The sequence below is a fragment of the Verrucomicrobiia bacterium genome, from assembly GCA_035629335.1.
GTDB lineage: Bacteria > Patescibacteriota > Saccharimonadia > Saccharimonadales > Saccharimonadaceae > DASUUR01.
Genome location: DASPIB010000001.1, coordinates 979443 through 999797 on the forward strand (window position 1 = coordinate 979443; position 20355 = coordinate 999797).

The 20355-nt window shown below is 48.5% G+C and carries 19 protein-coding genes; 1 reads left to right on the top strand and 18 read right to left on the bottom strand.

Features of this window, described 5'->3' with window-relative positions; translation table 11 throughout:
* Positions 1–17: 17 nt before the first annotated feature.
* The 14 genes from VD907_05385 to VD907_05450 all read right to left on the bottom strand — a co-directional run bounded on the left by VD907_05385 (position 18) and on the right by VD907_05450 (position 14222).
* On the bottom strand, positions 18–758 hold the full coding sequence (locus VD907_05385) for a TlyA family RNA methyltransferase (GenBank protein ID HYG84280.1): 741 nt from the start codon (positions 756–758) through the stop codon (positions 18–20).
* A 4-nt stretch (positions 759–762) separates the two neighbouring features.
* Positions 763–1329, bottom strand: coding sequence for an elongation factor P (gene efp, locus VD907_05390; GenBank protein HYG84281.1), 567 nt, complete (start codon positions 1327–1329; stop codon positions 763–765).
* Positions 1330–1340: 11 nt separating this feature from the next.
* Positions 1341–1544 (bottom strand): 30S ribosomal protein S18, encoded by a 204-nt coding sequence (rpsR, locus tag VD907_05395; protein HYG84282.1) that lies wholly within the window; start codon positions 1542–1544, stop codon positions 1341–1343.
* 10 nt (positions 1545–1554) lie between these two features.
* Entirely contained in the window at positions 1555–1986 is a 432-nt protein-coding gene (locus VD907_05400; protein ID HYG84283.1) for a single-stranded DNA-binding protein, read from the bottom strand.
* Between the two features lie 5 nt (positions 1987–1991).
* Complete coding sequence (gene rpsF / locus VD907_05405; GenBank protein HYG84284.1) at positions 1992–2345, bottom strand: 30S ribosomal protein S6; 354 nt, start codon at positions 2343–2345, stop codon at positions 1992–1994.
* A 176-nt stretch (positions 2346–2521) separates the two neighbouring features.
* Positions 2522–2917, bottom strand: a complete 396-nt coding sequence (locus VD907_05410; protein HYG84285.1) for a hypothetical protein — start codon at positions 2915–2917, stop codon at positions 2522–2524.
* 44 nt (positions 2918–2961) lie between these two features.
* Positions 2962–5157: a DNA translocase FtsK 4TM domain-containing protein gene (locus VD907_05415; protein HYG84286.1), complete on the bottom strand. Its 2196-nt coding sequence runs from the start codon at positions 5155–5157 to the stop codon at positions 2962–2964.
* A gap of 464 nt (positions 5158–5621) precedes the next feature.
* Positions 5622–7718: a ribonuclease J gene (locus tag VD907_05420; GenBank protein ID HYG84287.1), complete on the bottom strand. Its 2097-nt coding sequence runs from the start codon at positions 7716–7718 to the stop codon at positions 5622–5624.
* Positions 7719–7721: 3 nt separating this feature from the next.
* Entirely contained in the window at positions 7722–8318 is a 597-nt protein-coding gene (locus tag VD907_05425; GenBank protein HYG84288.1) for a uracil-DNA glycosylase, read from the bottom strand.
* Positions 8315–8509 carry a hypothetical protein gene (locus tag VD907_05430; GenBank protein ID HYG84289.1) on the bottom strand — a complete coding sequence of 65 codons (195 nt, stop codon included), beginning with the start codon at positions 8507–8509 and terminating at the stop codon, positions 8315–8317. The genes VD907_05425 and VD907_05430 overlap by 4 nt, the downstream gene beginning before the upstream one ends.
* Before the next feature lie 109 nt (positions 8510–8618).
* Positions 8619–10730, bottom strand: a complete 2112-nt coding sequence (gene pnp / locus VD907_05435; protein HYG84290.1) for a polyribonucleotide nucleotidyltransferase — start codon at positions 10728–10730, stop codon at positions 8619–8621.
* 155 nt (positions 10731–10885) lie between these two features.
* Positions 10886–11152, bottom strand: a complete 267-nt coding sequence (gene rpsO / locus VD907_05440) for a 30S ribosomal protein S15 (protein HYG84291.1) — start codon at positions 11150–11152, stop codon at positions 10886–10888.
* 443 nt (positions 11153–11595) lie between these two features.
* Complete coding sequence (truB, locus tag VD907_05445) at positions 11596–12303, bottom strand: tRNA pseudouridine(55) synthase TruB (protein ID HYG84292.1); 708 nt, start codon at positions 12301–12303, stop codon at positions 11596–11598.
* A 2-nt stretch (positions 12304–12305) separates the two neighbouring features.
* Positions 12306–14222 (bottom strand): hypothetical protein, encoded by a 1917-nt coding sequence (locus VD907_05450; protein HYG84293.1) that lies wholly within the window; start codon positions 14220–14222, stop codon positions 12306–12308.
* Positions 14223–14766: 544 nt separating this feature from the next.
* Between VD907_05450 and rpsT the strand changes: the two genes are divergently transcribed.
* Entirely contained in the window at positions 14767–15150 is a 384-nt protein-coding gene (gene rpsT / locus VD907_05455) for a 30S ribosomal protein S20 (protein HYG84294.1), read from the top strand.
* A 46-nt stretch (positions 15151–15196) separates the two neighbouring features.
* On the opposite strand, the gene holA is transcribed toward rpsT, so the two are convergent.
* The 4 genes from holA to polA are packed head-to-tail and all read right to left on the bottom strand — an operon-like array spanning position 15197 to position 20308.
* Positions 15197–16099, bottom strand: coding sequence for a DNA polymerase III subunit delta (gene holA, locus VD907_05460; protein ID HYG84295.1), 903 nt, complete (start codon positions 16097–16099; stop codon positions 15197–15199).
* Positions 16092–16973 (bottom strand): bifunctional DNA-formamidopyrimidine glycosylase/DNA-(apurinic or apyrimidinic site) lyase, encoded by an 882-nt coding sequence (mutM, locus tag VD907_05465; protein ID HYG84296.1) that lies wholly within the window; start codon positions 16971–16973, stop codon positions 16092–16094. The genes holA and mutM overlap by 8 nt, the downstream gene beginning before the upstream one ends.
* Positions 16974–16990: 17 nt before the next feature.
* A complete protein-coding gene (locus VD907_05470; protein ID HYG84297.1) occupies positions 16991–17719 on the bottom strand; it encodes an NUDIX domain-containing protein in 729 nt (242 codons plus the stop codon).
* On the bottom strand, positions 17720–20308 hold the full coding sequence (polA, locus tag VD907_05475; GenBank protein ID HYG84298.1) for a DNA polymerase I: 2589 nt from the start codon (positions 20306–20308) through the stop codon (positions 17720–17722).
* Positions 20309–20355 lie beyond the last annotated feature (47 nt).

The window sequence follows — 20355 nt, forward strand, 5'->3', positions numbered from 1 at the left end:
CTAGCTTGTGGTAGGTATTATAGCACTAATTCATAAAAACGCTCGCGGTTACCTTTTGCGCCACTAACTTCGCTATCGGCTTTATTTTTTATAAGGAACCACTGCCTTACCCAAGTCTCGAAATCTTTAAGAATTTTCCTGCGAATAGTGTCGTTTTTTATCACCCCTTTATTCACTTGCTGTTTACCGGCTTCGAATTGGGGTTTTACCATGGCGATTACTTGCGTATGCTTCCCCGCAATATGGGTTGCCAGATGTGGCAAAATTTCACGAATACTAATGAACGAGACGTCGATAAGAATAATATCTGGTACCTCGCCCAACTTTGGAGCATTAGGCAAGGTCGTGTTCACCGTGCGGATATCAGTTTTTTCGTACAATTCAATTCTGGGATGCGGCCGCAATGAAGCATGTAGTTGGTCGGTGCCAACATCAACTGCATATACTTTAGCTGCACCGTGCTGCAGGGCGTAATCAGTGAACCCTCCGGTACTACTTCCAACATCCAAAATAATCTTGCCAGCAAAATCAAGCCCAAGTGTCGTCGCGACACTCGCTAGCTTCAGCCCGGCCCGCGATACATATCGCTCTTCAGCGGCTAAAAGTATCGCCGTATCGTTGGTCACCGCAAAGCCACTTTTTTTCACTACTCGCCCATTTACCACTACTTTTCCAAGCCGAATAAAATTCTCAGCTTGCGAGCGACTTTGCACTAGTTTGCGACGAACCAGTTCTTGGTCGAGCCGCTGGCGGGTCATGCTATTAGGCGTCCTTTTTGCGTTCGAGGTATTCGCCAGTTCGAGTATCAACCTTAATCACATCGCCAGTCTTAATAAAAGCAGGTACTTTCGCGACTAGTCCGGTTTCAAGCGTTGCGTCTTTCAGTACGCTACTGGTAGTGTCGCCTTTGACTACGTTCTCGGCGTAAGTTACTTTTAGGAAAAGGTTCTTTGGTAGCTCAAGGTTGATTACTTTGCCATCGAAAAATTGCAGAGACATCATGTCGCCCTCTTTTAGGTAAGGAAGAGCTTCTTCGATTGTATCTTTTGCCAGCTGGAATTGTTCGAAGGTTTCCGGATCCATGAAGTAATAGTCATCGCCGTCAGTATATAGGTACTGGACGCTTTGCATAGTTACTTCAGCCGGTTCGATTTTCTCGGCACCTTTAAAGGTTTTTGGTAAAACTGAACCATCAATCAGGTTTTTTAGTTTTACGTTCACAATACTCCCACCGCGTCCCATTACCTTTTGAGAATACTCAATTACCTTGAATGGTCGCCCATCTAATTGAATGACGGTACCTTTTTTGAGATCCGTTACTGAATACATGGTCAGTTTCTCTAATTGCTAGTAATGAATGGCAACAGAGCAAGGTGACGTGCTCGCTTAATGGCGGTCGTCAATTGGCGCTGTTGTTTAGCAGTTAAACCAGTTTTGGTTGCTGGTTCGATCTGGCCGTATGGATTGATATAACGCAAAAGTGTTTTTGGATCTTTGTAATCAAAGTATGCGGGTGCATCCTTCTTAAAACGTCGTGGTTTCATATATTACTCCTTAGAATGGAATCTCACTTAAATCAATTGGTTTGTTGTCGATGTCTTCAATAACGACATCGTTGTTCTTTTTGGGAGCACTCGAGCTCTGGTTCCCAGGCGAACCGGCGCCATCATTTGGGCCATCTAGGAAGGTAACGTCTTCAGCGATTACCTCAACCTTACTTCGCTTCTGGCCATCTTGTTCCCAGGCACGGTAGCTTAACCGGCCCTGTACCAGGCAGCGGCGACCTTTTTTAAGGTATTGGTTGACCAGTTCACCTAATTTGTCCCAGGCAGTGATATCAAAGAAATCAGCCGAATCATCTTGTCCGTATGCACGATCGACAGCGAGTGAAAAGCTGCATACATTCTTTCCGTTTGGTGTCGTTCGCAGCTCAGGGTCGCGAGTTAAGCGCCCCATTAGAATGACTTGGTTGATACTCTTTGCCATAACCCCTACTCCTCTTCTTTTTCTTTGTCGTTTTTCGCTTCTCTAGCTTCCTTGGCCTCTTGTGCAAGCTTGGCCTTTGGATCGCTTGCTACGAGTAAATAGCGTAACACTTCGTCGGTAATATTTAAAGTATTACTTATTTTTAGTAATGCTTCTGGGGGTAATTTTAGCTCGAAGTACATGTAGACGGCAAAGTCTTCACGCGCGATTCGGTAAGCGAGTCGCTTTTTACCCCAATTGTCTTCTTTGGCAATCTCACCACCATTGTTGGTGATAATTTTGCGCACCTTTTCAAGTGGTGCGTCCAGATTTAGTTCTAAATCTGGGTGTAACAGTACGGTTAATTCGTACTCTCTCATAGGTCCTCCTTTGGAATCCGTCTGGATGCTCAAGCTATATCTTGAGCTGAGTTGATAACTTCTTAATTATACCGTGAAATGGGTGGATCATCAAGTATGAAAAATGCCGCAGCTTTCGCTACGGCCGAAGCAGTTACAAGCTAACCTTCTCTGTGGCTCAACCTAGAGACCGCTCATTAACGTCTCGGGAGGTTAAGGTTATAATCCCAGGCTCGACCCCTCATGAAATTACTGTCGATAATTTTTTGCACGGTCTCATCTGTGGCTCTGTCGGGCTTAAAAACCACGTATAGTGAAGGCAACTTGTTTTTTTGAACGTACGCTTGCACTTCTTTAAGCGTAAAGTTCCCCTGTTCTCGAACGATTCGCAAGAAAATATTATGCCGCAGGACTGCTACGTCATAAATATACCCATTCAGTGACCCTAGCAGTAGGATGGTCTCTTTTTTATTTCCGATTTCTTCACATTGCCTGATAAAGTCCGGAGTCATACTTTGTGGCATAAATCGACAAAGCTGTTCTTTTGCTTGACGATTCACGCCTACAATAAGTCTGCCAAAAGAAAGTTCCATACTTGCCGCCTATCGAGTCGCGCAACCACCTTGATAGTAAGCTATTAGGCTTCCGCTGTCGAGAGGTCGTCGAGACTGCTGATTAATACCTCACGCGGCCGGGCGCCATCAGCCGGGCCAATGATCCCCTGTTCTTCCATGGTTTCGATTAAGCGAGCAGCCCGGGCATAGCCAACCCGTAAGCGCCGCTGTAATAAACTGGCGCTAGCCTTCCCGCTTTCAACGACTACCCGCACCGCTTCTTTATACATATCGTCATCGTTGCCGCCGTCGAAGTCCATTACGACGCCACCCTTACCGTTCAGCTGAACCGGCTGGGCAATAATTTCATCGTCGTATTGCGGTGCTTGCTGCATGCGGAGGTGATCGGTTATTTTTACGACTTCTTCATCCATTACCCAAGCACCTTGAATACGCTTGGGTTTGCTCATGCCTGGGGTTAACAGCAACATATCACCTTGACCGAGCAGTTTTTCGGCACCAATTTGATCAAGAATCGTTCGACTATCGACCTGGCTAGCAACGGTAAAGGCAATTCGGGCCGGCACATTGGCTTTGATCAAACCAGTAATAACATCGACACTCGGGCGCTGCGTCGCGAGCACTAAGTGAATACCAACGGCTCGGGCTTTTTGCGCCAAACGAACAATCAACGCTTCGACGTCGCGCGCCGCCAGCATCATAAGATCGGCTAACTCATCGATTACCACAACGATGTAGGGCATGCTTTCTTCGCGTTTGCGCTGGTTGTAGCTTTTAATATCGCGCAGTTTTTCGCCCGCAAGCAAGCTGTAACGTCGCTCCATTTCATTGACTGCCCATTTTAGGGCACTGATGCATTTTTCGGGATCGGTAATAATTGGCGTCAAAAGATGCGGGATATCTTCGTAAGGGGCCATTTCTACTTGCTTTGGGTCGACTAAAATAAGCTTCATGTCGGCCGGGCTATTGCGGTACAGCAGGCTGGTGAGCAGCGTGTTGATCATGACCGACTTACCCGAACCAGTTTGCCCAGCAATCAGTAAGTGCGGCATTTTATTAAGTTCGCCTACCACCGCATCGCCAGCAATATCTTTACCGACCGCGAATGCTAAGGGCTCCTTTGACGTATTCCACTGCTTGGCGCTAAGAATACCGTGCAAACGAACGTCGGCCGCTTTACGGTTTGGCACCTCAATACCAACCGCTCGCTGCCCAGGAATCGGCGCTTCAATACGCAAGCTTTGTGCCGCTAGATTAAGTGCGATGTTGGTCTCGAGCGCAGTGATGCGGGTAAGTTTTACGCCACTCGGTGGCTTTAGGGTATACTGGGTTACTTTTGGCCCGATATTTGCCCCTTCCATCTCAACATCAATGTTAAATTCTGCCAAAGTATCTTTAATAGTCTGGGCATTATGCTTTACATCACCAGCGTCGGCCGGGCTTTGTTTCTTTTCAAGCAGTTCAAGGCTTGGCGGTTGCCAATTGGGGTCGCTGGCGGTGGTGAGAGCGGATTGTTCCTCGGCCGCCTTATCGCGTTCAACACTGCCGCGCAAGGTAGAAAGTCGCGATGGCTTGGTTTTTTCGGGCTCATCGTGGCTGCTCGACAGTGTCGGCACACCTTCGTTTAATTTTAGCTCACCAATCGGCGCAGCTTTTCTGGTTTCGGCTTCTGCTATTCGGCGAGCTGTGAGCGCATTTTTAACTTCAATGGAATTTTCGTCCTGCTTAAAGGCATCGGCAATAGCCCGAATCACGCTAATCGGTGAGATACGAAGCACGAACAGGCTAGTAATGAAGATGAGTATTACCAGCACAAACCCGGCGGTGGTTGTGTTGAGCAGCGCCAGTAAACCTTGGTCGACCAACCAGCCAGCAAAGCCACCGCCCTGGAGTGCCAACGAAGTATCAAGGCTCTTGGGGTCGTTTATAAATAAGTTCAGAAAACCAGCAATCCAGACCAGCAGCAAACCCGTCGCAAATTGCATAATACCCGGCAGGCGATTGTTCTCTGCCTGAAATATTTTCACCGCCACAAACACAAATAGCACCGGCACCACGTAAATCGCCCACCCAACGGTTTTCAGGCCAGCTTCATACAACCACGCAACAATTGGTCCGCCAGCTTGGAACATCCCAATAACCAACAGCACCGCAATGGCGATCAAGAGTATTGCTCCAACTTGCGACCAGAAACCCGAAGGCAAGCTGTGATGAGCAGATTTAGCGGTTTTTTTCGATGTTTTTTTCTTTTTTGGCATAGATATCTTTATTATACGCCCTACCCCTGTTTATGTCGAGGTAGTTCTTATGCTTATTATAGTACTAATTACAATAAAAAGCAATACATATCATATAATAAATCTTCGATATTGATATTAGTATAAATAAGAATTTATGATATGATATAAATAGGCTTCGAAAGGTCTTAGTCGCGAGGAGGAGTTATGCGTATGCGCTGGCTCGTGTTGGGCTTGCTCGCTTTGCTTGGCTTGACTGGAGTTGTCCTGTGGTTGGGTTTCTCCTACGTAACAAGCGCCGGTGATGAAACCACTATCGGTGCGCGAGCGGCACGTAAGCTCGGAATCAAGCCTTACGATCCCTATTGCCACCGTATAGGGCCAGCATTTCTACCAAGGAGGCTGCAAGTGCAAAAAACCCCGAGAACGATAGACCCTATCGGTCTCGGGGCTCTTTTATTTATACACCTATTAGTGGCTTTATCTTAGGCACCTACTTCATCCGTAACCACTGGCTTTTCGTGCTTCTGGTAAAGCGGTTTCTTTGGCAGCCGAACTGGCTTTTGGGCATCGCGCGGTGGCTGGGGTGCTGTAGCCTGTTGTGGGTTGATTTCGTTAATAACTGGGATCACAATTGGTGTGCGGTGCGTTTGGTCGTACAAAATATGGGTGATCTCATCTTTGAGTTCTTTTTTCAAGACATCGAGATCTGGCTTGCGCCCCCCAAAGCTACGGGCAACCTTCTGCTTCAAATACTGCCGAATAAGATTCATCAACTCTTCACTATCGCGGAGGTAAATAAATCCGCGCGAAATGATATCTGGGCTGGTAAGCAGTCGGCCGTTTTGGCGACTAACAGTCAGCACCACCACAAACATCCCCTCATTTGCCATGTGAAGACGGTCTTTGAGGACAATCTCACTTACCTCGGCGCCGCTATCATCATACATAACACCACCCACAGGTATACGGCCGCTCTTTTTAGCTGTTTTTTCGTGGGTAATTTCCAAAACGTCACCCGAATCGCACACAAAGATGTTTTCCTTCGGAATGCCGCATTCTTTTTCGGCTAACTCGGCGTTATGTACAAGCATGTGGAACTCGCCGTGAATTGGTAGGTAGAATTTCGGATTAAGCGCATTGATGAACTTGACGTGGTCGTCGTAATAGCCGTGACCCGAAAGGTGCAATGGGCCGGTGTTATCAAGATGTGACTTGCCATTTTGGAAGACATCCGAACCTTCGCGCATCAGGCCATCAACGGTGCGGACCACGTACTTTTCGTTACCCGGAATTGGGTTTGAGCTCAGCACGATTAAATCGGTGCTTTTTACCTTGATGTGCTTGTGAGCGCCGCTAGCCATGCGGTTGAGCACGGCATTAAACTCACCCTGCGAGCCGGTACAGACAATCGTCACTTTGCCATCGGGCATCTTAATGATATCTTCCATTTTCATGATGGTATCTTTTGGTACTTTTATGACCCCTGAGCGCAAGGCAACTTCGAGGTTTTGGATCATACTATACCCCGCAAACGCAACTTTGCGCCCGTGTGCATGCGCCGCCTCCAGAATCATCTGGATACGGTGGATTTGACTGGAGAAGCTGGAAATAATCAAGCGGTTATTCGGATGCCGATCCATAATCTCTTGGAAACTCTGTTTAATATCAAATTCCCCATGAGTATGAGTACCTTCCGATTCACAGTTAGTGCTTTCGTTCATCAGCAGAAGAATGCCTTCTTTCGAAGCAATCTCGGTGAGACGAGCTAAATCAAACACGTGACCGTCAACCGGCTTGTCTTCAAAGCGCCAGTCGCCAGTATGCACCAAAACGCCAACGGGGGTACGGATAACAACTGCGGTTGCATCTGGGATCGAGTGATTCACACGCACAAGCTCGATCGAGAAGCTATCACCAAGCTGCACTTTTTCATGAATATCCGGATTCATGACATTCATGTCGGGCGTAAAGCCGCTGGTCGCTTCTTCCATAGTTTTTTCAAGCATGCCCATGGTAAATTTTGATGCATACACAGGAGCCGGGATGCGATGGATTAAATGGCGGAAAGCCCCAATGTGGTCGAGGTGGCCGTGGGTAAATACATGGCCGCGAATCTTGTGCTTGCGCTCTTCAAGATAGGCGATGTCTGGTACGATGTAGTTAATACCCGGGTAATCGGCACCGGGAAAAAGAAACCCCATATCGATAACAATAATGTCATTATCGTATTCGAGTGCCATCATGTTTTTCCCGATACCCATTTCGCCCAGGCCACCGATCGGGATAACTTTTAGAGTTGGGGCGCCGTTCGGTCGTGGCTTTCGTTGATCGGCCATACTAAATTGGCGGCCGCCATAGCCATTATAGACCGATTTGTTTACCGGAATATTAATCACGTGCTGTGAGGCAATCGTATTAACATTCTCGCTGGTGCGGCGCTGCGCCCGTTGCGCTTCGCCGCGGCGAGTGCTGGTTTTTGCTAGTACGGTATTTTGTTGTTGCGGGCGTTGTTTTTGCTGCCCATTATGTCGTTTGCGGAGATCGTCACCTTGTGGCTCTCCTAGTCGTCGTTGTCCCATAAGTTAGTTATTCCTTTCACTTTCTATAAGGGTTATTATTTTTGGAATGCGTGAAAAATCATCAAGAAGCGTTTGGCGAAGACTGCCGTTATAAAGTGCAGCTGCCGGATGAAAAAGCGGCACAATGACCGTTTTTCGCTTCCCTATAGTGATGCGCTTTGGTTCGCCATGGATCTGACTTATCTTCATGCCAGGTAAAAAGTACTCCATACTATGGCGACCGAGCGTCACAATGATTTCAGGCTCAATCACGTCGAGCTGTCGGACGAGAAATGGCCAAAAAGCCTTTTTCTCATCTGGCAGCGGGTCGCGATTGTTTGGTGGTCGGTATTTTACAATATTTGTAATGTAAATGTCTTGGCGCTCAAGCTGTATGCTTGCCAGCATTTCGTTTAAGAACTTTCCGGCCGCGCCTACAAATGGCAGGCCTTGTTGGTCTTCGTTCTTGCCAGGCGCTTCACCGATAAAAACGATCTTGGCATTGACGTTACCATCGCCCATTACTAAGTTAGTAGCTGTCTTGGCCAAATCTGGGCAGATATTCTGGTTGAGAATATCTGCCTTAATTTGATCAAGAAGAGTTTGTTTTTTGATGGTCATTTTTTCGTTACCAATCTTTCAAGCGCGTACACCGCCGCCGCTGCCGTGACGGCATTGATAAGCGTGACGCCGACTATCGCTCCTAGATCTTGTCGCTTGAGAATGACAATCTCAACGAATGGCCGCAGTATGACTATGACTCCAAAAATCAAATATGCGTTTTTCGCCGCCCTATCGGTAAATCGTGACATTATCTTTATCATTCATGTTACAAGTAAAGGAGAGCAGAAGTGAATTGCCGCTTGCAGCACCTCTTTCTAGCTACCCTCTATTGTAGCACAGACGGAAAGCTTTTACTAGCTACGCCTGGTCAACGTCTTTCATTGAAAGATTTAAGCGACCTTTTTCGTCGATAGCCATCAATTTGACGGTAACGGTTTGCCCTTCGCGCAAGATATCAGTCACCTTCTCAACTCGGTGGTCGGCGAGCTGTGAAATGTGCACCATGCCATCGATACCAGGCATGATGTTTACGAAGGCACCAAAGTCCATGATTTTTACCACTTCCCCCTTATAAATCTTTCCGACCTCAGGCTCCTCGGTGAGTGCCCTTACCCAATCAAGGGCTTTTTCAATCGAGGCGGTGTCGACAGCTGAGATTGTTACCAAGCCGTCATCTTTGATGTCAATTTCAGCGCCAGTTTCTGATGTAATCTTGTTGATTACCTCACCGCCTTTACCAATAACCGCCCCGATTTTCTCTGGATTGATGATAAGTTTCTCAATACGGGGCGCGTACTGGCTGATGGTTTTGCGGGGTTCGGCGATTGTGGTGAGCATGTGCTCGAGAATGTGCAACCGGCCCTTCTTAGCTTGTTCAAGCGCCCGGGCCATGAGCTCGGGGGTAATACCCTTAATTTTGATGTCCATCTGTAATGCGGTAATGCCCTGGTTGGTACCAACTACCTTGAAGTCCATATCACCGGCAAAATCTTCGGTGCCTTGAATGTCGCTTAGAATAATTGACTTGTCCTTACCATCAGTGACGAGGCCCATGGCAATACCGCTAACTGGCGCTTTAATTGGCACGCCGGCATCCATTAAGCTAAGACAGCTCGAACAGACACTGGCCATACTGGTAGAACCGTTGGAACTTAGGATCTCTGAAACCGTCCGGATGGTATAAGGAAATTCTTCCTCGCTTGGAATAACCGCGCGTAACCCTCGTTCGGCAAGAGCACCGTGGCCAATTTCGCGACGACCAGGGCTACCAAGACGACGAACTTCACCTACAGTATAGCCGGGCATGTTGTAGTGGTGAATAAAGCGGCGCTCGGTGTCGAGTTCCATGGTGTCGACCATCTGGGCGTAACTGAGTGGAGCCAGCGTGGTGATGTTCAGCGCCTGAGTGGTACCCCGCGTAAAAATACTCGAACCATGGGTTCGTGGTAATACGCCAACCTCGCTGGAAAGCGGGCGGATTTCTTCTGGCTTGCGACCATCGGGCCGAACGCCATCTTCAAGTATGCCGCGGCGTACTTCTTTTTTAATAAGAGCATCAAAAGCTTCGTGCCAGGCAAATTTTTCAGCGTGGTCAGCATCGCTGGGGACAAATTCTTCAAATAGCGCATCCTCGAGCGCCTTAAGTGCAGCCCGTCGCTCTTGAAAACCACCACGGACGTTCTCGCCAAGCTTGCCTTTAAGAAAAGCTTTGACTTTTTCTTCGCGGCTTTCATCGGGCAGATATAATTCGTATTCTTTTTTGGTAACACCAACTTTTTCAGCTAAAGCTTCTTGTAGAGCAAGCACGGGCTGGATGGTTTCATGAGCCAAGCGAATGGCTTCTACCATTGTGGCTTCATCAACCTGATTAGCGCCGGCTTCAACCATCATAACGGCGTCTTTGGTGCCCGCTACAACAAGGTCAAGGTCGCTGGTTGCTAAAACATCGGTTTGCGGCTGAGCAATGAGCTTACCGTTAACCAAGCCGATGCGCGCACCGGCTACTGGGCCATCGAACGGCACGCCAGCCAGCAGCATCGCGCTTGAAACAGCGATCATCGCCACCATGTCGGGCCTAATTTGCGGGTCAAGGCTTAAAACTGTTGCAATACCCTGTAATTCATTGCGGTAGCCTTTTGGAAACAGCGGTCGAATAGGGCGATCGATTAAACGACCGGCTAAAATAGCTTCTTCGCTAGGGCGGCCCTCGCGCTTAATAAATCGACTGCCGCTAATTTTGCCGGCGGCGTACATTTTTTCTTCGTAATCGATACTCAAGGGGAAGTAATCGAGGTTCGGGTTGACTGGGCCAGAAGTAACGATACCGAGCACAACGGTATCACCCATGGTTACCGTGACGGCACCATCAGCCTGAAAGGCCAATCGGTTTGCTTCAAGCGTAATAGTTTGTCCAGCAAATTCGCCGACAACCTTAACAATGTCTTTTCCGAATGGATTAATAGTTGCCATTTTTCGTCTCCTTTGTAGCGGCGCTATAAGTAACGGGTGTAGGATCTGCTTTGTTAGATTCTGCATCCACCACTTATCAGCCGCCGCTTGGTTTAGTTACGCTACTAGTATAGCGAATTATATGTAATATGGCCATTAAACTAAAGACCCCGCTATTATTTGCGGAGTCCTAGTTTTGCGACAATCGCGCGGTATGCTTCGAAGTCTTTTTGCTCAAGATACTTTAGGAGTCGTTTGCGACGACCGACCATCTGCAGAAGGCCTCGACGAGCCATAAAATCATGCTTGTGTACCTTGAGGTGTTCAGTTACTTCGTTAATACGCTTCGTCAAAACCGACGCCTGCACCTGAGGTGACCCGACATCGCCCTTGTGAAGCTGCGCGTTGGCAATTGCTGTAACTTTGTTCTCACGAGTAATCATATCTTTACAATGCTATCAGATTATTGGTTGTTTTACAAGGAGTTCAACTTCCTAATTATCGAAACGTCTCAATATAGATGGATTGGGACATAAGGTTCTTTAGTTATAACAGAACCTTATGTCCATCAGCGTTAGCCTCTGATCAATTGTGAAACGGGCAAAGGCTTCCCCTCACCATAGGCTATGACAACACCATCCCTGGGGGATGCTCACTAATGAACACGCGAACTTTTTGATCAAAGTCTTCCTGTGTCATGTATGGCTGCGCCAAGCAAGTTGCGCCGTTGCACTCATCGCTATAGCAGGTCAGCCGAGGGTGACTTGCAAAGAATCCGGCAAATCGTAGCGGACATCGTGCTGGCTAGGTGCGTCGGTCATTAGAACCCCTTTGTGTGGACTTCAGCAAGTACTATACCTTATTCGCAAAAAATAATTAAACGAGGCTATTCTAAGGCACGCAAAGACTGAGCGGCAGCCTCTATCTCTACCGCCTCTGAAAGATGCCACTTCCCTACTGCTGTACGGCGGAGCTGATGACAGTAGGCGCCGGTGTGTAGCCGTTCACCAATATCTTGGGCTAGGGTGCGGATGTAGGTGCCGCTGGAAACGTGGGCTCGAATTTTTAGCATTGGATAAGCGTAATCGATGAGTTCGAGCTGGTAAATGGTGACTTTTCGGGCCGGAATTTCAACAGTTTCACCTTGCCGCGCAAGTTTATAGGCACGTTGACCATTGATTTTGATTGCCGAAAACATCGGTGGAACTTGCATAATTTCGCCTGTAAAGGCTTGAAGCGCTGCCTCGACTTCCTGTTTTGTGGGAACCGGTGCATCAGTAACTTCGGTTATTTCGCCTTCTGGGTCGCCAGTGGTGCTTGTTTTCCCAAGCGTAATAGCAGCCTCATAAACTTTATCAAGCTTACTTAACTCGCCAGCCCGCTTGCAAGCCGGACCCACTAGAAGCACCATTAAACCAGTTGCGAAAGGGTCGAGTGTGCCGGTATGGCCAACCTTGATCTTTTTGTTGGCAACTTCAGAAAGTCGACGGCGCACCCGTGCCACCACGCCAAAACTCGTCATCTGGCTTGGTTTATCGATAAGCAGCATGCCATCCATTACCGGATCGGCAGTATTAGTCGCGCTAATTGGCAAGATTACATCCCGGGAATCTTAAATTCTGATGGGTCGTCGCTTTTTTTGGGCGGTGCTTGTTCTGGTAGCGAAGGGGCCGCTGGTGCTGATGGCGTACTCGGTGCTGGTGCAGCTGGCACACTAGGCGCCTGTGGCGTTATCTCTGGAAGAGGAGGCAACACGGGCGGCTGAGCCACTGGCGTGGCAGCGGGCACTTCGGGCAGCGGCGGGAGTGGCGGTAGGGTCGAGAAATCAGGCAGTGGTGGCGGAGGCGGCAACATTAAGTCATCTGCTTGCGCTGCTGATTGCGCTTGGGGTACGCCAGGCATAGCAGATGCAGGTGCTGGAACTTCTACTTTAGGTGCAGGCGCTGGCTCGGGAGTCATCACTGGAGCTGGTTCTGCTGCAGCGGTTTTCTCAACTACTGGCAATTCTTGGGCGCCTAAGCTTTCAACGGGTTGATGGGCCGGATTAAATGGTGCTTCATTGAGCGCCTTCTCGATGTCAGCGCGTACGTCATTGGTTTTTTCTTCCTTTGCGGGGGCGTGAGCATGCGCTTCGGCTTCTAGATCTGCGATTGATGGTGCTTTTTTCTTTTCAGGAGCTTTTTGCTTCGGTGATTGCGCAAACGGATCAACGGTTGGTGGTTCAAACTCTTGTGCACCGGGGGCATAGGCATTAATTGGGGCTTGCTGTTGTATTGTTTCGGTCAGGCTTGGTTTGTCATGCGACAAGATAATATTGTTGCGTTCGTCTTCTTCGGTGCGGCGCTTTTCTTCAGCTGCCTCTTCGGTAGTGGCGTTTAACGTACCGCCAAGCGCCGGCTGGGTGACTTCTTGGTCGCGCCACGAAGCTGATTGAGCGGGCGAAATAGAATGCTTATTCTTAGGAGGACGAGGCTTTTGTTTTTGCGCTTGGTCCTTTGGCTTTTCGGTTTGCGCTTTTGCGCCCGCTTCTAGATCGGCGATTGTTGGAACCGGGGCAGCTGTCTCGGGCTTAAGTTCAGCCTCAGGTTGAACCGGTGTCGTAGGAGCCGCTTCTTTAGTGTCTGACTTTTCAGCTAGCTCATGCGCCACACGTATTTCCCCATCAGGTGACTTTGACTGCTCTTCTTTTTTAAGCTTTTTTGAGGCGCCTTCAGGCAAGCTAGTTGAGCCGTCTTTTTCGACTTTTTCTTGCTCGGGGATTTCGTGGGCTTCTTCAAGCCGAGCGGCAATCAATTGCTGGTTGGCGCCAGCGCCCATAAGCTGAGCGGCCATGGTCATGACCTTTGGTGTGGTGCGGGTGTTGCTAAAGCGCTGGGTAGCAGCCACAATACCCGTTAGCAGTGCCGTAGCGATCTGTTCGTCAATGATGTTTTTCTGAAGATCTTCGGTGAGGCTCATCAGCATTTCACTTAAGCTGCTGGCAGTTGGATCGTGCCAGTCAATGGCACCGAGGTCGTTTTTTTGACCGCTGTCGTTGATGGTAATGATTGTCGCATCGTGAAGAATACGACCGTGAGCGGTGATGGCCGTGTCAAGATCGTCGCGTTTTTCGACACCAAGCGCGATAATGACTTCAACATTAAAATCACCCTGGCTAAACTGCAGGTCTTTGTTGGTAATGGTGGCTTTATAAGGAGTAATAAAGATGCGTACGACGTCGTCTTCCACTTTGTAGCGCAAGCGATCAGCTTTTTCTTTATTGAGGGCAATAATAAAATCTCGAAGGCTATCAACTGTACTCTCGAAGGTCTTTTTGGGCTCAAGGAAAGTAATGGCCGGTGGAATTTGGCCACTAAAGACTGCCGTGGCATGCTTGTCCAGCTTATTAAGCACAAACGAGAGCGCTAAAGCGGCCGACAATTCATCGACGGTGGGGTTTCGGCTCACCGTTACGAGAATATTCGTCGCGCCCTTGATACGTTCTACGATTTGCTGCTTGGCATTACCGTCCATACATTACCTTAAATTACTGTTTATTTGTTCGTATTTTGTCTTACCTTATCATAAAATCTTATAGGTTGTCAATTACAGCTTTTGCCTAGACTTTGCTACAGTGGCTGAGTAACCTTGAGAGTTTTATCTAAGAAAGGCTCACAGGATGAACGCACGTCCGCGGGATGTAGTGACCACAGGTAGCGGAGCCGCTCAACTAAGGAAATACCTTGAGTATTTTGGCAGCGAATGACCAGAAAAACTGCCGCTCGACCAAAGCAAATGGGTAGATGACGCCAGTTACGACGCACCTCAGGGAATATTGACGGTGTGGGCAGATGGCGAGTGGCAAGCAACATTTAGCGTCAACTCGTTGACTGAAGATATCAAGCGCAAAGTTACAGGCACCACTGTGACGCTTGAGTAGTATTCGGCCAGTCTGCAAGAACTGTAGACTGGCCGCTCAAAAATTTATCAATACTTTACATTTTATCAGTTCTCCGCTATAGTAGCCCTGATTATAGTCATTACTTTTTAAAGGTAGTAAAGGAAATAACAACCACATATGCCACTTATTAAATCAGCCATTAAGCGAATGAAACAGACGGCGAAACGACGCGCGCGTAACGTCGCGATTAAGCGTGACATTAAAGGTGCCGTGAAGGCTTTTTTCGCTAACCCGAGCGCCGAAACTTTGAGTGCCGCACAAAGCGAACTTGACACCGCCGTTAAGAAGAAGCTTTTGAAAAAGAATACCGTCTCGCGCCGCAAGGCACAGCTAGCGAAAGCCGCCAAAGAAGCTGGCGTGAAGCTTGGAAGCAGCAAAAAGAAGACCGCAGACGAAGCACCTGCTAAAAAACCTGCTGCCAAGAAGACCACTACTGCAAAAGCTGACACCAAGAAAAAGACCGCTGAAACTAAAAAGCCAAAGAAAACTGAAGAAAAATAATCTTCTCTTCCAAAAAATACTCCATCTCTCCCCAGTGGAGTATTTTTTATGGCATCATTTTATAAAGCGCTTTTTCAATCAGGAGCCAGGGCTCGCCTGAAGAAGTTTTTAATTGATCGTCGAGCCGCACGAGTTCGTGGAGCATTTGTTTTATCTCTTGGGGCGACAGACGTTTGGCACTTGCCTGCATTTTTTTGATCGGATATGGATGTGCATCTATCGCTTTAGCTATTTCGTCTGCACTTTTTTGTGGCGCTTCACCCACAAGCGCCAATTGAAAGAGCTGTTGGGCGAGCAAGCCAAAAAAACGATACGGATCTTCGCTGGTTTTTAGTACAGCGAGCACGTCAGTAAGCTCGGAAGATTTTTTGGCGAGTAAAGCGTCGAGGACAGCAAAAGCATTCGCCTGTGGTACCGCCTCAATGATTTTTTTAATAGTTTCCTCATCAAAAGCATCACTGAGAAGCAGCTTTTCAAAGGCGTGCCGCAGCTGCCATTGGTCTGTGCCTACCCTTTCAACTAATAACCGTGCAGCTTTGCTACTAAGTTTCTTGCCGGCGGCTTCTGCGAGTTTTGCCACCCATTCGATTGCTTGCTGCTCGGTAAGTTCGTTAGCTTCGATTTTGTGCGCCTTCTTTAGGAGGGCTTTATGGGTTTTGGTGCGCTTATCGGGGTGAGGTGCGACAATAACAATATGGGTATCCTCTGGGATGCGGTCGATCCACTGCTCTAAGGCTTGCCATAACTTGGCGTTGGCGTTTACGCTCTTTAAAATTACTAGCCGATGCTGAGCAAATAAGGATTGGCCTTGAAAAACTTCTGGTAGCCCGCTTGGTTCGAGTGTTTCGCCATCAAGTTTTACCAGCTCGCCTGCTGGATGTGACTGAATTAACTGTTCGATTGCTGAGTGAATAATAAATGTGTTCGGACCAAAAATATAACTAAGCATGCTGTGGCTCCGGCTGGCAGTGCAAGCAAATATGCGTCCCTCGCCCGGCTACGCGAGTTTTCATGATGGTCATGCCGCAGCGCGGGCAAGGCGTATTCTCTTTTCTGAATACCCGAGCGAAATCCATGTAACTCCCCTTTTTTCCTTCGGCGTTAACGTAATTTCTATCGGTTGAACCGCCTTTTTCGATAGCGAGCTTTAAAACGGTTTGTAATTCAGTTCTTAACTCGCGCAACTGCTTATCGGTCACATCGCGGACTAAGGTAGAAGGATGGATTTTTGCACCCCAAAGGCCTTCGTCCGCATAAATATTACCGATGCCAGCAAGCACCGATTGGTCGAGAAGGGCGGCTTTAATCGGCGAGTTTTTTCGGCGACGCACCCGGCTTATAAACACTTCGTCTGTAAAAGTTGCTTCAAGCGGCTCTGGGCCGACTTTTTGCATGAATGGTGTTTCCATAATTAACTCAGTAGGTAAAAGCTTCATCCAACCAAACTTACGCTGGTCGTTAAAAAAGAGCTTGCCACCTTCTTTAAGGGTTAACGTGACGCGAGTAGAACGATCGGGAAGTTCGTGAATTAAGCTATCGTTTGGGTGCCCGGCGCCAAAGCGAGCGGCGTCATCAACGTAGACCATCTGGCCGGTCATTTTGAGGTGCACCAACAAACTATAGCCAGTTGATAAATCGATTAAGAGTACTTTGGCCCGTCGGCGAACAGCGGTAATCGTCGCCCCAATTAAAAATTGGGCCACTTCTTCAGGATTATTCGGGAAACCTTTTTGGGTATCGTGCTCTTCTGCTTTGATAGTTTTGTTAACGATCAATCGTTCAAGACCACGCCGGACAGTTTCGACTTCGGGTAGTTCAGGCATCTCGACTCCATTTCTAGTTAGGCCGTCATTCCAAATCTGTTTTTTAATAGCACGGTATAGCTCGCGTGCGCATCGCTCATACGGCAAATGTCTATAGCTGCCAGTGGCAACCACATCGCACTCTTCGCGTCATCGGCCGGGCGAGGAACGAGTAGCTGCCCCTCTTTTCCAACATGAGCATAATGCGCGGCTGTTTCGATCCAGGCATTATCAGTGTTCCGTAGTGAAGTTGCCGCCACGCCAACAAACAACGGTTCAGATTGTAGCATATTATAGGAAATTCTTGCTTCTTCAAACAGCTCTCTTTCGGCAGACTGGCGCGAATCTTGACCTTCATCAAACCCGCCCGGAAATGCTAGCTGACCTGTATCTTGCCGTTCAATAACCAGCGCCTCAATCTGACTATCGATCTCGCGCGTTAGAATGGCGTCGCTAGCGAAATTTGGTCCCCACTTCCATAACTTTCCACGACCTTCAATACCGGTCCGTCCTGCAGGGTTAAGCGGACGGCCAAGAGCATCGCGCTGTACCTCACCTTCATAGCTTCGGAATGTTAATGCGTGCCAGTTAGGAGTTTCAGGCTGGCTGGCGTGTTGTTGCACCTTCTCGGCAGTGTAATAAGTCGGCCGATACTGTGGTAGATCGATATTCCAATCACGGATCCCGGGCATTGGCACGTCTGGATAACCGATCTTTTTGCGCAGTTCAACAAACGACGGCATTGGCTCTTGAAATGGGCGCTCCATTTATAGCTCACCCCAGTTATTACCAATCGAAACGTCAACCTTCAGCTGTACCGGCAGTGGATAAATGTTCTCCATGGTTTGCTTAAGGATTTGAGCTACTTTTTCGGCATTTTGGCGTGGCGTTTCAACCAGGATTGAGTCGTGGATTTGAAGCAACTGCTGGCCTAAACCGTCTAACTCCTCTTCAAGCTTGAGCATAGCAAGCTTCATAAGATCGGCCTCGGTGCCCTGAATTGGCATATTGGCTGCTGCCCGTTTGGCAGCTTCGCGAACAACAAAGTTGCTCGACTTTAAATCAGGAGCTGGACGACGGCGACCAAGCAGGGTTTCAACATAACCGTCTTGCATAGCTTTTTGGATCGTCTGATCGATGTAGGCGCGAATTGGCGCACGGAGTTCAAAGTATTTATCAATGAAGGCTTTGGCTTCGTCCCGGGTCATGCCGGTGGCCACGCTTAAGCCATGCGGGCTCATGCCGTACAACACCCCGAAGTTGACCACCTTGGCGTTACGGCGCTGGGCTTTCGTTACTTCTGTTATTGGTACGCCGTAGACTTCGGCGGCCGTAGTTGTGTGGATATCTTGACCGTTGTTGAAGTCTTTTTGTAGCTCGGTGTCGTTGGCCATTACCGCGGCGAGGCGTAGCTCAAATTGTGAATAGTCGGCGCTAACGAACACATTACCCTCGGCTGGCAGGAAGGCGCTGCGGATTGCCTGACCAATATCGGTGCGGGTGGGGATGTTTTGCAGGTTTGGATCGCGCGAACTAAGGCGCCCGGTGGCGGCAACATCGAGCGCAAAAGTAGTATGCAATCGATTATTTTCATCAACCAGTTTCGGCAGGGCGTCGATATAGGTGCTTTTAAGTTTAGTGTATTCGCGGTACTGCGTAATAAGGTCGATAATTGGGTGCAATGCCCGTAGTTTATCGAGCTCATTTGCCCCGGTAGAATAGCCAGTTTTGCCTTTTTTTACGCCCTGAGTGGGCAGGCCAAGCACTTCAAATAAAATGTGGCCGAGCTGCGTGGGCGAACCGATATTGAATGCTTGACCCGCCAGCTCGTGGATCTTAGCCTCGAACTCTTTTATGCGAACCGCAAATTTTTCACTCATATCCTTCAGATACGGCACATCAAGCAGAATTCCTCGAGCTTCAATTTTTGCAAGTAGCGCAATCGTTGGAAATTCGATTTCAGTTGCGAGCTTAGAAAGTGCCGGCAGCTCATCAAGTTGGACTTTTTGATCGGTGTAGGCCTCCCAGATTGCTGGAATTACTTGTTCGGGCGCTGCCATATCGATTGTTTGGCCGGCTAGGTCGCTCAGTTCCCGGCTTCTTTCGAGGCTATTCAGCAAGAAAGCCCCAATTTTAGTATCGTGTATGGGATTAGCGGGAAGATCGTAGCCTTTATCAAGTAGCGCGTGGAAAAGACGGTTCAAATCGTGGCCGACTAACTGCCCGTTTTGGAGCACTGACGCTATTTCGCGATATTCTAATTGGCCGGCGGCATCCAGGGGTGTTTGCTCGTCGGCAGCTAATAACGTCACCACTGAGAAGCTGCTTTTTCCACTGCTTACCCACAGCCGAGAGGCATCGGGGCTGAGGGCAACTACTCGTGGCTGACCAGAGGCAAAATCAGTCTCAATAAATGGTACAGCTTGTGCGGACTCAAGCGTTGACACTTTAGCTTCGGCAGCCTGAATAGCCCCCGGGGCAAACTGGGCCTCTACTCGCGTGAGTAAAGCCTTAAACTCAAGCTTACGAAGCATCGCTACGAACTCTGGGGTAATATCGCCGCTAAATTTGCAGTCTTCGAGCCCAATTTGGAGCGGCATATCGGTAATAAGGGTGACCAATTTTTTACTCAAAAAAGCCATATCCTTGCCGGCTTCTAACTTGGTCTTTAGCGCCGGTTTTAGTTCATCGAGGTGCTCATATACCCCATCAAGGCTGTGGTAGGTCTTGATTAATTCTAGAGCGGTTTTTTCGCCAATCCCCGCCACCCCTGGGATATTATCACTACTATCGCCTTTTAGGGCTTTTACATCCACCCATCGCTGAGCGCTCACCCCATATTTTTGTTCAAAAGATGCAACATTAAAGAGCTCAATGTTGCTGAGGCCTTTTTTGAGTGTATAAATGTGCGTGTGTTCATTAACCAGCTGCAGCACATCGAGATCACTGGTTACTAGGTAGCTTTCGATACCCTGCTGGCCGGCTTGCTTGGCAAAAGCGCCCATAATGTCGTCGGCTTCGACATCGTCGGCTTCATACAGAGGCCAACCAAGTGCCTTAAGGAGATCTTGCAAAATAGGAATTTGCTCGTAAAAATCTGGCGGTGCCGGCTTACGGTTGGCTTTATACGCCGGATACAGCTCGCGACGAGCCCGGATATTGGTTTTGGATTTGTCCCAGGCAACACACACGTAATCGGGTTTTAGTTTCTTTACTACCTCGAGCGCCATCACCGCAAAGCCATACACACCGCCAGTCGGGGTGCCGTCTTTGGTAGCAAGGGTGGGCATTGCGTAATAGCCACGGTAAAATACCGATTTGCCGTCTATAATTACTAGCCGTTTTGAATAAGTCATGCTACTAGTATAGCTTAGGACTGCAAACACCGGTATAATAAACCGTA

Bases quoted from the DNA above. Each gene is read 5' to 3' on its own strand.
- VD907_05430 (HYG84289.1), bottom strand. From the start codon at position 8,509: ATGTCACGATTTACCGATAGGGCGGCGAAAAACGCATATTTGATTTTT.
- holA (HYG84295.1), bottom strand. From the start codon at position 16,099: ATGCTTAGTTATATTTTTGGTCCGAACACATTTATTATTCACTCAGCA.
- VD907_05400 (HYG84283.1), bottom strand. From the start codon at position 1,986: ATGGCAAAGAGTATCAACCAAGTCATTCTAATGGGGCGCTTAACTCGC.
- rpsR (HYG84282.1), bottom strand. From the start codon at position 1,544: ATGAAACCACGACGTTTTAAGAAGGATGCACCCGCATACTTTGATTAC.
- VD907_05420 (HYG84287.1), bottom strand. From the start codon at position 7,718: ATGGGACAACGACGACTAGGAGAGCCACAAGGTGACGATCTCCGCAAA.
- VD907_05450 (HYG84293.1), bottom strand. From the start codon at position 14,222: ATGGACGGTAATGCCAAGCAGCAAATCGTAGAACGTATCAAGGGCGCG.
- rpsO (HYG84291.1), bottom strand. From the start codon at position 11,152: ATGATTACTCGTGAGAACAAAGTTACAGCAATTGCCAACGCGCAGCTT.
- rpsF (HYG84284.1), bottom strand. From the start codon at position 2,345: ATGAGAGAGTACGAATTAACCGTACTGTTACACCCAGATTTAGAACTA.
- VD907_05425 (HYG84288.1), bottom strand. From the start codon at position 8,318: ATGACCATCAAAAAACAAACTCTTCTTGATCAAATTAAGGCAGATATT.
- pnp (HYG84290.1), bottom strand. From the start codon at position 10,730: ATGGCAACTATTAATCCATTCGGAAAAGACATTGTTAAGGTTGTCGGC.
- efp (HYG84281.1), bottom strand. From the start codon at position 1,329: ATGTATTCAGTAACGGATCTCAAAAAAGGTACCGTCATTCAATTAGAT.
- rpsT (HYG84294.1), top strand. From the start codon at position 14,767: ATGCCACTTATTAAATCAGCCATTAAGCGAATGAAACAGACGGCGAAA.
- polA (HYG84298.1), bottom strand. From the start codon at position 20,308: ATGACTTATTCAAAACGGCTAGTAATTATAGACGGCAAATCGGTATTT.
- mutM (HYG84296.1), bottom strand. From the start codon at position 16,973: ATGCCTGAACTACCCGAAGTCGAAACTGTCCGGCGTGGTCTTGAACGA.
- VD907_05410 (HYG84285.1), bottom strand. From the start codon at position 2,917: ATGGAACTTTCTTTTGGCAGACTTATTGTAGGCGTGAATCGTCAAGCA.
- VD907_05415 (HYG84286.1), bottom strand. From the start codon at position 5,157: ATGCCAAAAAAGAAAAAAACATCGAAAAAAACCGCTAAATCTGCTCAT.
- VD907_05470 (HYG84297.1), bottom strand. From the start codon at position 17,719: ATGGAGCGCCCATTTCAAGAGCCAATGCCGTCGTTTGTTGAACTGCGC.
- VD907_05385 (HYG84280.1), bottom strand. From the start codon at position 758: ATGACCCGCCAGCGGCTCGACCAAGAACTGGTTCGTCGCAAACTAGTG.